Source organism: Rhizobium atlanticum, assembly GCF_030182485.1.
GTDB lineage: Bacteria > Pseudomonadota > Alphaproteobacteria > Rhizobiales > Rhizobiaceae > Rhizobium.
Map to the genome: position 1 here is coordinate 90553 of NZ_JAQJCJ010000004.1, position 12904 is coordinate 103456.

The following is a 12904-nucleotide window of genomic DNA, read 5'->3' on the forward strand; positions in this document are numbered from 1 at the left end:
CAGTCACGGCCAGGCAATAGCTGCGCCGATCTTCATGCGTCCAGGCAAGATCGACAAGTCCGGTATTCTAAGGCTTTGGCATCCGATCTTCCAGCCAGTTCGGTTAAGCCGGCGCCCGTATATGGGCAGCGCCAAGCGCGACGATTTCAGGCGCCGCCAAGGGCTCAGGCCGAGATGTCGACAACGCCGCAATCGCCGGCTTCGGAGGCGAAGGCCAGCAGTTTGCCGTTTGCGCTCCAGCTCATGGCTGTAATCGCGCCCTTGCCGGGGCGGCGCAGCAGCGCTTCCTTGTTGTCGGCAACGCGTACAGCGAGGATCATGCCGTCGACGAAGCCGATGGCGAGGATATCCTCCAGCGGATGGAACTTCACCGAGGTCGCCATGATATTGGCGCGGGTGCCGAGCTCCAGCGGTGCCTTGCCCATCGGCCCGTCCTTGCCTTGGAAAGGCCAGACGATGGCAGCCGGCGCCCCCGAGGAGGCGAGCCATTTGCCCTTGATCGACCAGGAGAGGGATTTCACCTTGGCGGGATAGCCGGTCATGCGCATGTGCCGGGCCTCGGCGCCGGGCTTGCTGTCGAGCTTCCAGCCGTGCAGCGCGTTTTCCTGCATCGAGGTGACGAGGAAATTGCCATCCGGCGAGAAGGTCACGCCGGTATGCGCGCCTTTCCATTCGAGATCGACCGGCTTGGCGCTCATGCCGACCCAGTGGAGCGACACGCCGTTGTAACGGGCGGCGGCGATGCGCAGACCCTTCGGCGCGAAGGCGATGGCTTCGACCGTGCGCTCCTCTGCGAATTCCTTGGTCGTGCCGTCGGCAAGGCGCACGAGCGAACTTTTGCCGTAGGAATAGGCGATGGCGCCTTGGGGGCCGGCCGCGACCTGCGAGATCCATTTGCGCGGCGCGGTCGCGAGTTCGCAGACGCTGCCGTCCGCCGCGACGCGCAGGACTTTGCCGTCCTCGCCGCCCGAGATCAGGCTGTCGCTATAGGGATCGCGGATCGCGGTGAGCATGCCCTGATGGGCTTCTGAAACCCTCTCGCCGCCGTCCAGCCGGTGAAACGTGCCGTTTGCGCTTGCGAAGAAGGGAACATCACCTAAAAATTCGACGGCCAGAACGTGGCCGTCGAGATCAAGCGGTGCAACTGTCGGCATCAGGCAGCTGCCTCGCAGGCCTTGAACGAAGCCTCGAGTTTTTCGCGGTCAAGATCGCGGCCGATGAAAACGAGACGGCTTTCATGCTTCTCGCCCTCCTTCCACGGACGCTGGTGATCACCCTCGATGATCATGTGCACGCCTTGGACGACGTAACGCTGGGGATCGTCCTTGAAGGCGATGATGCCCTTGAGGCGAAGAATGTTCGGGCCCTGCATCTGCGTGATCTTCTGGATCCAGGGGAAGAAGCGTTCGGGGTTCATCTGGCCGCCGCGCAGCGACACCGACTGCACTGTCACATCGTGGATCGCCGACATGGCGCCATGATGATGATGATCGTGCCCGTGGTGATCATGGTGATGATCATGATCATGATGATGATGGTCGTGATCGCAGTCCGGGCCGCAGACGTGGTCGTCATGGTCGTGTTCCAGGAAATGCGGATCGTTTTCGAGTGCGCGTTCCAGGTTGAAGGCGCCCTGATCGAGCACGCGGGCGAGGTCGACGCCGGAGCGGCTGGTCTTGTAGACGCGGGCGGCCGGGTTGATGGCGCGGACGATGTCTTCGATCACATCCAGTTCTTCCGCGGTGACGAGGTCGCTCTTGTTGATGACGACCACATCGGCGAAGGCTATCTGGTCCTCGGCCTCGCGGCTGTCCTTCAGGCGCAGCGGCAGGTGCTTGGCGTCGACAAGCGCGATGACGGCGTCGAGCTCGGTCTTGGCTCGCACGTCGTCGTCCATGAAGAAAGTCTGAGCGACGGGTACCGGATCGGCAAGGCCCGTCGTCTCGACGATGATGCCGTCGAAACGACCGGGGCGGCGCATCAGACCTTCGACGACGCGGATCAGGTCGCCGCGCACCGTGCAACAGACGCAGCCATTGTTCATCTCGTAGATTTCTTCATCCGATTCGACGATCAGGTCGTTATCGATGCCGATTTCGCCGAACTCGTTGACGATGACCGCATATTTCTTGCCGTGGTTTTCGGAGAGGATGCGGTTGAGCAAGGTCGTCTTGCCGGCACCGAGATAACCTGTGAGCACGGTGACGGGAATAGGCTTCTGGGTGGAGATCGCGTCGGTCATGAGAACCTCTAAATTAGGCGTACGGCCGAACGGCTAGGGATCGGCCTTTGAGCGGTTGGTCTCATATAATGGCATGGGCACCGCAGTTCAAAGGATTTTATATGTTATAAGATCACGTCGCCGCCCGATGCAGACGATCGCTTTTTCAACGGAGTTCGCCGACGTCGAATGCATCGACATCCTCCAAAAGTTCCACCAGCCCCTTCACCGCATGAGCAATCAACGCCTCGCCCTTTTCGGCCGTCGCAGCCGCGGCATTGCCAGCCACGCCTTGTTCGTTAATGTCCGACATCTTCCAGCCGAAGGCATGCTGGCCGTAGGCGCGCAGGTGCTTGAAGCGGGTGGCGAATTCCGTCTGCCGCGAGGAAAAATCCTCAGCCTTTGCCATGTCTACCTTGTCGGGGTGAAGCGCCAGCATGACCGAGGTCTCGATATCGCCGCCATGGATGCCGATCGCTTTTTCCTCCGGCGCAATCACGCCATCTGGCAGGCCGAAGCGGGTCCAGCTCGTCGCCACCGCCAGCATGGCAAAGCGGACCCGCGCCTCGGTCGCGACGACCGATATCAGAGGCGAATTGCCGCCATGGGCGTTCAGCATAACGAATTTGCGAATGTCTCTCTTCGCCAGCCCTTCGGCAATGCCGAGCCAGCGGTTGACCGCTTCGTCGAAGGCGAGCGTCTTCGTTCCTTCAACATCGATATGTTCTACGGAATAGCCGACCGATTCGGTGGGCAGGAAGGTGACCGACAGTCCGGCTGGCAGGGCCTTCTTCAATCTTCTGGCGATGCCATTGGCAATTAGCGTGTCGGTTTCGAAGGGCAGGTGAGGGCCATGCTGCTCATGGGCACCGAGCGGCAGCAGGGCGATCGGGCGGCCTGCGCCGGAGGCACGGACCGAGCCGCTGTCGTCGAAGCGGGGCGAAGGCGTCATCATCCGGTCGTTGCCTCTTGTTTATGACGAGATCATGGGCAATGTCATATCGCAGCGGCGTCGGGGCTTAAAGATCAAAGGGATGGCTATGGGAAAGAAGCATAAGGACGGCAAGAAGAGCAAGTCCAAGAAGAAGGACCAGACGGAGTACACGCTCGTCGATCTTTCTCCGGCGCTCACCCAGGCGGCCCGTTCGATGCGCACGGTGCTCTCGCGCAACCTGTTCGAAAGCGGTCTCTATGCCGGCCAGGACGGCGTCATTCTCTCGCTTGCCGAGAGCGACGGTATGACGGCGGGCGGCCTTGCGCAAAAGCTCGGGGTTAAGGCGCCGACGATGACGCGGACGATCGGCCGCATGGAGGCGCAGGGCTTTCTCGAGCGCAAGCCCGATGCCGAGGATGCGCGCCTCACCAAGGTCTATCTCACTGCGCTCGGCCGTGACAGCGTGCGGGCGATCGAAATGGCGGCCTCGGCCTGTGACAGACTGGCGACGCAGGAATTTTCAGAAAAGGAAATCCGCAATCTGGTTCGCCTGCTGAAGGCGATCGACGCCAATTTGCAAGCCGAAGCGCACGTTATCGACGAACCGGACGAAGACTGAAATTTCTCCTGAAAGACGAATTGCCTCCGCCGGTTAAATCTTTTAATTAAACATTTTAAGGGGACCGCGCCGGTTGCCGTGCGGTCTTGCTGTCTTGCGTGCTGCCTGGAGGAGGACACGTGGTCCAGAAGATCAAGCTATCGACAATCGCCGAAACGCTCGGCATTTCAACAGCGACCGTATCGCTCGCCTTGCGCGACAGCCCGCTGGTGGCCGGCAATACGCGGGAGAAGATCAAGGAGCAGGCGCGCGCGCTTGGCTATATCTACAACCGGCGTGCCGCCAGCCTGCGCACCTCACGCTCGGGCATCATCGGTGTCGTCGTGCACGACATCATGAACCCTTTCTACGGCGAAATCCTGAAGGCGATCGAAAGCGAGCTCGACCGCAGCCGCCATACCTTCATTCTCTCCAATCATTATGACAATGTCGAAAAGCAGCGCACCTTCATCGAGACGCTTCTGCAGCTCGGCGGCGACGGCGTCATCATGTCGCCGGCAATCGGTACCCCGCCGGAAGATCTGCAGTTGGCGGAAGAGAACGGCATGCCGGCGATCCTCGTAGCCCGCTCTATGGACGGTCTGGAGCTGCCGACCTATCGCGGTGACGACAGCTATGGCATCTCGCTCGCCACCAATCACCTGATCGGTCTCGGTCACCGCTCGATCGCCATGATCGGCGGTACGGACCAGACATCCACCGGCCGCGACCGCTACCAGGGTTATGTCAACGCCCTGCGCAAGGCGGGCATCGAAGTCGATCCGAATCTGCGCATTCCCGGGCCCCGCTCGAAGCAGGGCGGTTTCGAGGCGGCGGTGCATTTCCTCTCGCTGCCGCAGAAGCCGACGGCGGCGGTCTGCTGGAACGATCTCGTCGCGATCGGCCTGATGAACGGCATTGCCCGCGCCGGTCTGGTGCCGGGCCGCGATATTTCCGTCACCGGTTATGACGATCTCGAGGAAGCCTCGATCGCCACGCCGGCGTTGACGACCGTCTGGAACGGCCAGACCGAAGTCGGCCGTCTGGCTGCGCGCGCACTTCTCGATCGTCTTGCCGGCAGCCACGAACCTGACGGCATGCATCTCATCAAGCCGGAAATGCGCATCCGCCAGTCGACCAGCCCCCATCGGCCCCGCGCCTGAACCAGACCCCGTCCAAGAGGAAAAGCCATGTCCCGCATCGCCATTCTCGTTCCTGGGAAGATACACGAGCGTGTTCTCGAAAGGCTGAAGGATCGTTTTGAGATCATTGCTGTCGCCCGCGAGGAAAAGCTGGCGCTCGACAGCGAGACCGCCGGCCGCATCCGCGGCGTTGCCGTCTCCGGCGCTTTTCCCGGCGCCTGGATGGACCAGTTGCCTGGTGTCGAAATGATCGCCAGTTTCGGCGTCGGTTATGACGGCATGGATGTGAAGCGTGCAGTCGAAAAGGGCATCGTCGTCACCAATACGCCAGACGTTTTGAACGACGAGGTTGCCGATACGGCGATCGGCCTGCTCCTGAACACGATCCGCGAGCTGCCGCGGGCTGAAGCCTGGCTGCGTGCCGGCAATTGGAAGCCGGGCACGGCTTATCCGCTGTCACGCTTCTCGCTCAAGGGCCGCCATGTCGGGCTCTATGGCCTAGGCCGCATCGGGCTCGAGATCGCCAAGCGGCTGGAACCGTTCAAGGTGAAGATCAGTTATCACACGCGTTCGCGCCATGCGGAGGCGCCCTACGATTATCACCCGACGTTGAAGGGATTGGCGGAGGCGGTGGACACGCTGATCGCCATCGTTCCGAAGACGCCGCAGACGCATAAGACGATCGACGCCGATGTCCTGGCCGCTCTCGGTCCGGATGGGGTTCTCGTCAATGTCGGCCGCGGCTGGACCGTCGACGAAGAGGCGCTGAGTGCCGCCCTCGCATCAGGCGCGCTCGGTGCGGCCGGCCTCGACGTCTTCTACGAAGAGCCGAGCGTGCCGTCCGGCCTGCTGGAACCGGCCAATGCGGTGCTGCTGCCGCACGTTGCCTCGGCCTCGGTGCCCACGCGCATGGCGATGGCCGATCTGGTTGCCGACAATCTCATCGCCTGGTTCGAGAAAGGGGCAGCGCTGACGCCGGTGCCGGAGACGCCGCAAAAAAATTCAGCGCGGCTGAGCTCGACTGCCTCCTAGGCGGTCGCCGGTGCTGTGATAACCGGACGTTTGCCGCCGGCGTAGCTGCGGACGGCGTCGCCGAAGGCGGCAAACAGCTTGTTCGACGCCTTGTCGGTTTCGGCCCAATATTCCGGGTGCCATTGCACGCCGACGGCGAAGGCCTTGGCATCGATGACGGAAACGGCTTCCACGGTGCCGTCTTCGGCGATGGCTTCCACCTGCAGGCGCGGTGCGGTTCTGGCGATCGCCTGGCGATGCAGCGAATTCACGCGGATATCGCCTGAACCGAGAATGCCTGCTATGCAGGAGCCTTCCTTGACATGGACGGTCTGGCGGATGGCATACATGCCGTCACGGTCGACCCCTTCCGGCCGGCGATGATCCCAGATGCCGGGCTGCTCATGGATCTCGCTTGCCAGCGAGCCGCCGAGAGCGACATTCAGTTCCTGAATGCCGCGGCAGATGGCAAGCAGCGGGATGGCGCGGTCGATGGCGCGGCGGATCAGCGGCAAACTGGTGGCGTCGCGGGCGGGGTCGAAGGGGCCGTCCCTGTCAGTCGCCTCGGCGCCATAGAGCGAGGGATGCACATTGCTGGCCGAGCCTGATACCAGCAGACCATCGACGCGGTCGAGCACCGCGTCGGGATCGTAGCCTGCCTCGAAGGCGGGGATCACGAAGGCCATGACGCCGGCCGCATTCAATGCGGCACCGACATATTGATGCTGCACGGCATGCCAGGTCGCGCCGTCGAAGCTGCGGATATCGGCAGGAATGGCAACGATTGGTTTCGTCATGTTTGCACCGGTAAAATCTTCTGCTCGTCGTTTTTGCCGCCAGAACGGCGGTGGAGTCAACGCCTGGCTTTGTCCGAGGACCAATTGCACCGCAAACGGCGCCGCGGCTCCGGGGCTCGCGCTAAGCTGCTGATTTTGATGGACGCCTTGCGCGCTACCTATTGCTATCCTGATGCCAAAGGTTAATAGACTAAAGCTTGAATCGCGGCCCCCTCCATGCTTAGCTCTGCCCTCGCTGCGGGTAGGGATGGATTGGCCGCGCAGTGCCATCTGTACGGGAGGTTTTTTGATGGATCGTCGTTCGTTTTTCAAGAAGGCGGGAACCGCCAGTGCCGGCGCGGTTGCGGCAACGGCGCTGGCGGCGCCTGCGATCGCGCAAGAGAATCCGAAGATCGCTTGGCGCATGACGTCTTCGTTTCCGAAGAGCCTGGATACGATCTATGGCGGTGCCGAAGACATCGCCAAGCATGTTGCCGCTGCGACCGACGGCAATTTCACCATCCAGCCTTTCGCGGCCGGTGAAGTCGTGCCGGGCCTGCAGGCTGTCGATGCGGTGGCCGCCGGTACGGTCGAGGCAGCCCACACCACCTCCTATTATTTCGTCGGCAAGGATCCGGCCTATGCCTTCGGAACAGCCATCCCGTTTGGATTGAACAGCCGCCTGACCAACGCCTGGTTCTACGAAGGCAATGGCAATACGCTGATGAACGAGTTCTACGCCACGCAGGGCATGTATGCCCTGCCGGCCGGCAATACCGGCGCACAGATGGGCGGCTGGTTCCGCAAGGAAATCAACACGCTTGACGATCTGAAGGGCGTGAAGATGCGCATTGCCGGCCTTGCCGGACGCATCATGGAGAAGGTCGGCGTCGTCCCACAGCAGATCGCCGGCGGCGACATCTACCCGGCGCTCGAAAAGGGCACGATCGATGCGGCGGAATTCGTCGGCCCCTATGACGACCTGAAGCTCGGCTTCCACAAGGTGGCGAAGTACTACTATTACCCGGGCTGGTGGGAAGGCGGCCCGACGGTGCACGCCTTCTTCAATCTGGATAAATGGAGCAACCTGCCGAAGCACTATCAGGCAGCGCTCACCGACGCCTGCGCCTTCGCCAACACCAACATGCTGGCGAAATACGACATGAAAAACCCGACGGCGCTGAAACAACTCGTTGCCGAGGGTGCGACGTTGCGCCCGTTCAGCCAGGAGATCATGGAAGCCTGCTTCCAGGCGGCAATGGGCATCTACGGCGAAATCTCGGCCAATAACCAGTATTTCAAGAAGATCTACGAGGATCAGACCGCCTTCAAGCGCGACGCCTATCTGTGGATGCAGCTTTCGGAATACACCTTCGATACGTTCATGATGATCCAGCAGCGGGCCGGGAAGCTTTAGGCTTTCCGCGACCGACATCGACGCTTTAGGCGAATGCAAGAAAAACCCCGGTTCGTTGATCCGGGGTTTATTTTTGTTTGGCTATTTGGCAGGCGCGGGCGGGGCTCCCGGCAGGCCGTTCAGCGGCGGCAGGGTGAGGCCCGGTATCTGCGGCGAGCCGTTGCCGCCGCCGCCCACCGGCGGCAGGCCGAGCTGGCCGCCAAATCCCGGCACTTCGATCTTGATCGAGTTCGGATCGACCTTGGGGCCATGGTCAAGCCAGTAGGTGACCGATTGCGGCCAGAAGATCACGATCGCAACCAGAATAATCTGCATGCCGACCCAGGGCAGGGCGCCCATGTAGATATCGGAGGTCTTGACGTCCTTGCTGGCGATCGAGCGGAGGTAGAACAGCGCGAAGCCGAAAGGCGGATGCATGAAGCTGGTCTGCATGTTGACGCAGATCAGGACACCGAACCAGATCAGGTCGATCCCAAGGCTGGAGGCAACGGGCGCGAGCATTGGAATGACGATGAAAGCGATCTCGAAGAAATCGAGAAAGAAAGCCAGCACGAAGATGAAGATGTTGACGAAGATCAGGAAACCGACCGGCCCGCCGGGGATGCCCGACAGCATGTGCTCGATCCACCGCGAACCATCCATGCCCTGGAAGACAAGGCTGAAGCAGGTGGAGCCGACCAGGATCATCACCACCATTGATGTAATATGCGTGGTCGATGTCATTGCTTCGCGGATTAGCGGCCAGGTGAGACGGCGGTTCATGGCTGCCAGCGCCATGGCGCCGACGACGCCGAGCGCGCCGGCTTCCGTCGGTGTCGCAAGGCCCATAAAAATCGTACCGAGCACGAGGAAGATCAGCACGATTGAGGGCACCATGCCCATCAGGACTTTCGCCAAAAGCGCCCAGTTGAAGTCGCCGCGCACCTCTTTCGGCAGCGGCGGCATCGATTTCGGCTGGATGATCGACATCACCAGGATGAAGAGCACGAAAATCGTCACCTGCAGGATCGAGGGGCCGATGGCGCCGAGATACATGTCGCCGACCGATCTGCCAAGCTGGTCGGCGAGAACGACGAGCACGAGCGAGGGCGGGATCACCTGGGTGATGGTGCCAGAAGCGGCGATGACGCCGGTGGCAAGGCGCGGGCTGTAGCCGTAGCGCAGCATGATCGGCAGCGAGATCACCCCCATGGTGATGACGGAGGCGGCTACCGTGCCGGTGATGGCGCCGAGCACGGCGCCGACGAGAATGACGGCATAGGCGAGGCCGCCGGGAACGCCGCCGAAGAGCTTGCCGGTGCCTTCGAGCAGATCCTCGGCAAGACCGCAGCGTTCCAATATCGCGCCCATAAAGGTGAAGAAGGGAATGGCGAGCAAGAGGTCGTTGGAGACGATGCCGAAAAAGCGCAGCGGCAGCGCTTGCAGAAAGGCTTCGCTGAAATGGCCGGTGACGATGCCGATGATGCCGAAGAACAGGCCGACGGCGGCGAGTGAAAAGGCGACCGGAAAGCCGTAGAGCATGAAGATGACCATGCCCAGGAACATGGCCGGCGGAATGATGCCGAAATCAAACAAATCCGTTCCTCCCGGGAGCGCTACTGCAGTGGCTTTTCGTATTTGGTGTCGATGCTGATTTGGCCGGTCAGCGCTGCGATCCGCTTGATCAGCTCGGAAACGCCCTGGAGGGAAAGCAGCGCGAAGCCGGCGACGAGGATCAGCTTTACGGGCCAGCGGATCAGCCCGCCGGCATTGGCCGATATTTCCCCCTGCCGGTAGGAAAGCGCGAAGAAGGGCCAGCAGAGCCAGGTGAGGAAGACGCAGACGGGAATGAGGAACAGGATGAGGCCGACAATGTCGATCCAGATCTTCGCCTTGTCGGACACTGCGCCATAAATCAGATCGACACGAACGTGCTCATTGTTGCGCAGAGCATGCGAGGCGCCGAGCATGACGACGAAGGCAAAGAGGTACCACTGGATCTCAAGCCAGCCGTTCGAACTGTAGTTGAAGGTGTAGCGAACGATGGCATTACCGGCGCTGATGAGACAGCAGAACAGGACCATATATTCGGAAAGTTTGCCCATGATCCGACTGATCGAATCAATCAGCCGGCTTGCCGCCAAAAGTGTCGACATTCGTTTCCCTTGTTCTTGTCCTGCCATTTTTCGGCAGCTTTCCCTCTTTCGAATCGGTGTAGACCACGGCTTTTGAAATTGGAAGGATAAATGCCTCTGGTTAGAGCATAGTCTAAGTCGCAGCAGGCGGCAGTCGATGTTTTAACAACCTAAGCGTGGATAAATTATTTCCTTATTCTCGCCAGGAGGATGCATGATCTCGCGTAGGCTGCGGTGTTCATCCGCTGGTTTTAGAAAATTTGACCAAATGTTTGATTCGATTGAAATCAATTTTTAAAGGGTTGGGCTTAGAATCCCCGCGCACAGGGAAAGTGTGGATGAAGCCAGATAACCCGAACAGGGTCCCTATTGATGTGTATTTGTCGTTTGTGAGCTCCCTTTCCGGGAACCGCATGACGCTTCTTGTCGGCGTGATCGTTCATGTCGCGACGTGCCTTGCTGTGGCTGCCAAGACGCAATACTCCATCTACATCCTGCTGTCGGTTGCCTTCCTTCTGGTCTTCAGCGCTCGCATGGCCATCTTCCGGCAGTTCGATCATGTCGACAAGCAGAGCCTGTCGCGCGGGGGAATCGAGCGTTGGGAGCGGATTCTTGTTGGCGCCGGATCCTGCACCACCGCACTCCTCGGCATCGCCAGCGGCTACGCTATCTTCGTCGTGCACGATTCCTTTGCGGAGCTTGCCTGCATTTCCGTCACCATGGCGACCATGGTTTCCGTTGTCGGGCGCAACTACGGCTCGCGCTTCGCAGTCGACCTCCAGACGGCCTTCTGCTGCCTGCCGATGATCGTCGGCAGCCTGCTGGCGCTCGACTTCTATCGCGGCGTGCTGTCGATCTTTCTCATCCCCTTCTGGCTGACGACGCGGGCGATGGCGAACGGCGTGCGCGAATTTCTGTACGAGAATGTTATCGCGCGCCGGGAAATCACCATCATCGCCGACCGTTTCGACACGGCGCTCAACAACATGCCGCATGGCCTCGTCATGGTCGATGACGAAAACCGCATCCAGGTCGTCAACCGCAAGGCCTGCGAACTGCTGAAAATCGGCGCGCCGGAGCGGCTGAAGGACCGCGATCTTGGCGCCGTGCTGCGCTATGGCGCACGCTACAGCTTCATGGACGCCTCACAGCCGGAGCTCATCCTGCGCCAGCTCACCCAGGTGGCCGAAGGCAACTTGTCGCGCACGCTCATTCACTTTCCCGAGGCCCTGTCTCTCGAATTCTCCGCCAGCCGCAGAGCTGACGGTGGCGCGGTGCTGATCTTCGAAGACGTATCCAGCCGTGTGAAGGCCGAGCAGAAGATCATGCATATGGTCCGCTTCGATGCGCTGACCGGCCTGCCGAACCGTGAATATTTCGGCCAGCTGGTGCAGGAGTATCTCGCCAAGAATCCGAGGAAATCGGGGCCGCTTGGCTTTATGGTGCTCGATATCGACGAGTTCAAACATGTCAACGACATGCGCGGTCACGTCACCGGCGACCATCTGCTTTGCGCCATCGCCGCCCGCATCAAACAGGTCTGTGGCAGCGCCATCCTCGGCCGGTTGATGGGCGACCAGTTCATCCTGTTCTTCCCGCATGCGAAGGAGCCGGCCTCACTCGATCTCGAGATCCGTCGCGTGCACGCTGGGATCCAGGGCCATTATGAAGTCGACGAGCTGACCTTCCTCATTTCGCTTAGTGCCGGTTACGCCATTCTCGAAAGTTCCGCTTTTGCGATGGACGAATGGAGTGTCAAGGCGGATCTTGCGCTGTTCGAGAGCAAGTCTCGCTTCAAGGGCGGCATATCAGGCTTCGAGCGCGAGATGGACGGGCGCTATATCGAGCAGCAGAAGCTGAAAGCAGATCTTCGCGAGGCGGTCGCGGCGCAGGCGCTGCACCTCGTCTTTCAGCCGATGTTCCGGGCTGACGGTTCGCGCATCGAATGCGCCGAGGCGTTGGCGCGGTGGGTGCATCCGGAGAAGGGCTCGATCCCGCCCGACGTCTTCATTCGGCTCGCCGAGGATATGGGCATCATCTCCGACATCACCCGTTTCGTGCTGTCGCAGGCCTGCAGCGAATGCATGACCTGGCCGGAGCACATCGCCGTCTCGGTTAACCTCTCGGCACGGGATTTGCGCGATGCCGACATTTTGTCGGTGGTCGCCGACGCGCTTGCCCATTCCGGGCTCAACGCGGCGCGGCTGCATCTCGAAGTCACCGAAAGCTGCCTGATCGACGAGCCGCAGGCTGTGCGCGCGATCCTGGCGGAACTCAGAGCCCGCGGCATCACGATTGCGATCGACGATTTCGGCACCGGCTTCTCCAGCCTCAGTTATCTCGACACGCTTCCGCTCGATATCGTCAAAATCGACCGCTCCTTCGTGCGGAATATCGTCGAGGATACTCGCCGCCTCAAGCTGCTGCGAGGGACGGTCAATCTCGCCCGGGAACTCGGTCTGAAGATCGTCATCGAAGGTGTCGAGACTGACGAGCAGCTCGCTCTGCTCAACAAACACCGCAGCACCGATCTGGTACAGGGCTATGTTTTCTCGCGGCCGGTGCCTTCCCAGAACATCCCACTCCTGCAACAGGGCGTCGGCCGCCGCGTCGTCCAACGTCGCCGCAACAAGGTCGCCTGAGCCTTCGGTAGCCGCCGATGTTCCTTGTGATACCCCGCCGTTAACCTTA

At 60.8% G+C, this 12904-nt stretch carries 11 protein-coding genes; 5 read left to right on the forward strand and 6 right to left on the reverse strand.

The features are described 5' to 3' along the window. Positions 1-164 precede the first annotated feature (164 nt). The 3 genes from PH551_RS07700 to PH551_RS07710 form a co-directional block, all read right to left on the reverse strand. Positions 165-1154: a WD40 repeat domain-containing protein gene (locus tag PH551_RS07700; protein WP_285192520.1), complete on the reverse strand. Its 990-nt coding sequence runs from the start codon at positions 1152-1154 to the stop codon at positions 165-167. Continuing rightward, positions 1154-2242 (reverse strand): CobW family GTP-binding protein, encoded by a 1089-nt coding sequence (locus PH551_RS07705; RefSeq protein ID WP_285192521.1) that lies wholly within the window; start codon positions 2240-2242, stop codon positions 1154-1156. The genes PH551_RS07700 and PH551_RS07705 overlap by 1 nt, the downstream gene beginning before the upstream one ends. 145 nt (positions 2243-2387) lie before the next feature. Next, positions 2388-3176, reverse strand: coding sequence for a creatininase family protein (locus PH551_RS07710; protein WP_285192522.1), 789 nt, complete (start codon positions 3174-3176; stop codon positions 2388-2390). Between the two features lie 85 nt (positions 3177-3261). Here PH551_RS07710 and PH551_RS07715 point away from each other — a divergent pair, with 85 nt between their 5' ends. The 3 genes from PH551_RS07715 to PH551_RS07725 all read left to right on the forward strand — a co-directional run bounded on the left by PH551_RS07715 (position 3262) and on the right by PH551_RS07725 (position 5927). Further along, the gene (locus tag PH551_RS07715; RefSeq protein ID WP_285192523.1) at positions 3262-3774 is read left to right on the forward strand and encodes a MarR family winged helix-turn-helix transcriptional regulator; all 513 of its coding nucleotides are present in this window, start codon (positions 3262-3264) and stop codon (positions 3772-3774) included. A 119-nt stretch (positions 3775-3893) separates the two neighbouring features. After that, positions 3894-4916, forward strand: a complete 1023-nt coding sequence (locus PH551_RS07720) for a LacI family DNA-binding transcriptional regulator (protein ID WP_020922290.1) — start codon at positions 3894-3896, stop codon at positions 4914-4916. A gap of 27 nt (positions 4917-4943) precedes the next feature. Beyond that, positions 4944-5927 carry a 2-hydroxyacid dehydrogenase gene (locus PH551_RS07725; protein ID WP_285192524.1) on the forward strand — a complete coding sequence of 328 codons (984 nt, stop codon included), beginning with the start codon at positions 4944-4946 and terminating at the stop codon, positions 5925-5927. Here the strand turns inward: PH551_RS07725 and PH551_RS07730 are convergent. Next, positions 5924-6703 (reverse strand): gamma-glutamyl-gamma-aminobutyrate hydrolase family protein, encoded by a 780-nt coding sequence (locus PH551_RS07730; protein ID WP_221112653.1) that lies wholly within the window; start codon positions 6701-6703, stop codon positions 5924-5926. The two genes, PH551_RS07725 and PH551_RS07730, sit on opposite strands and share 4 nt — an antisense overlap. A 289-nt stretch (positions 6704-6992) precedes the next feature. On the opposite strand from PH551_RS07730, the gene PH551_RS07735 reads away from it, so the two are divergent. Further along, positions 6993-8099: a TRAP transporter substrate-binding protein gene (locus PH551_RS07735; RefSeq protein ID WP_064804998.1), complete on the forward strand. Its 1107-nt coding sequence runs from the start codon at positions 6993-6995 to the stop codon at positions 8097-8099. Between the two features lie 81 nt (positions 8100-8180). Here PH551_RS07735 and PH551_RS07740 read toward each other — a convergent pair whose 3' ends face one another. Next, the gene (locus PH551_RS07740; protein ID WP_085779492.1) at positions 8181-9674 is read right to left on the reverse strand and encodes a TRAP transporter large permease; all 1494 of its coding nucleotides are present in this window, start codon (positions 9672-9674) and stop codon (positions 8181-8183) included. A gap of 20 nt (positions 9675-9694) precedes the next feature. Next, positions 9695-10234: a TRAP transporter small permease subunit gene (locus PH551_RS07745; protein ID WP_085779491.1), complete on the reverse strand. Its 540-nt coding sequence runs from the start codon at positions 10232-10234 to the stop codon at positions 9695-9697. Positions 10235-10551: 317 nt separating this feature from the next. Here PH551_RS07745 and PH551_RS07750 point away from each other — a divergent pair, with 317 nt between their 5' ends. Continuing rightward, a complete protein-coding gene (locus tag PH551_RS07750) occupies positions 10552-12855 on the forward strand; it encodes a putative bifunctional diguanylate cyclase/phosphodiesterase (protein ID WP_285192525.1) in 2304 nt (767 codons plus the stop codon). Positions 12856-12904 lie beyond the last annotated feature (49 nt).

Coding starts and splice junctions, on each gene's coding strand:
- PH551_RS07700 (WP_285192520.1), bottom strand. CDS start 1,154: ATGCCGACAGTTGCACCGCTTGATCTCGACGGCCACGTTCTGGCCGTC.
- PH551_RS07705 (WP_285192521.1), bottom strand. CDS start 2,242: ATGACCGACGCGATCTCCACCCAGAAGCCTATTCCCGTCACCGTGCTC.
- PH551_RS07710 (WP_285192522.1), bottom strand. CDS start 3,176: ATGATGACGCCTTCGCCCCGCTTCGACGACAGCGGCTCGGTCCGTGCC.
- PH551_RS07715 (WP_285192523.1), top strand. CDS start 3,262: ATGGGAAAGAAGCATAAGGACGGCAAGAAGAGCAAGTCCAAGAAGAAG.
- PH551_RS07725 (WP_285192524.1), top strand. CDS start 4,944: ATGTCCCGCATCGCCATTCTCGTTCCTGGGAAGATACACGAGCGTGTT.
- PH551_RS07730 (WP_221112653.1), bottom strand. CDS start 6,703: ATGACGAAACCAATCGTTGCCATTCCTGCCGATATCCGCAGCTTCGAC.
- PH551_RS07735 (WP_064804998.1), top strand. CDS start 6,993: ATGGATCGTCGTTCGTTTTTCAAGAAGGCGGGAACCGCCAGTGCCGGC.
- PH551_RS07745 (WP_085779491.1), bottom strand. CDS start 10,234: ATGTCGACACTTTTGGCGGCAAGCCGGCTGATTGATTCGATCAGTCGG.
- PH551_RS07750 (WP_285192525.1), top strand. CDS start 10,552: ATGAAGCCAGATAACCCGAACAGGGTCCCTATTGATGTGTATTTGTCG.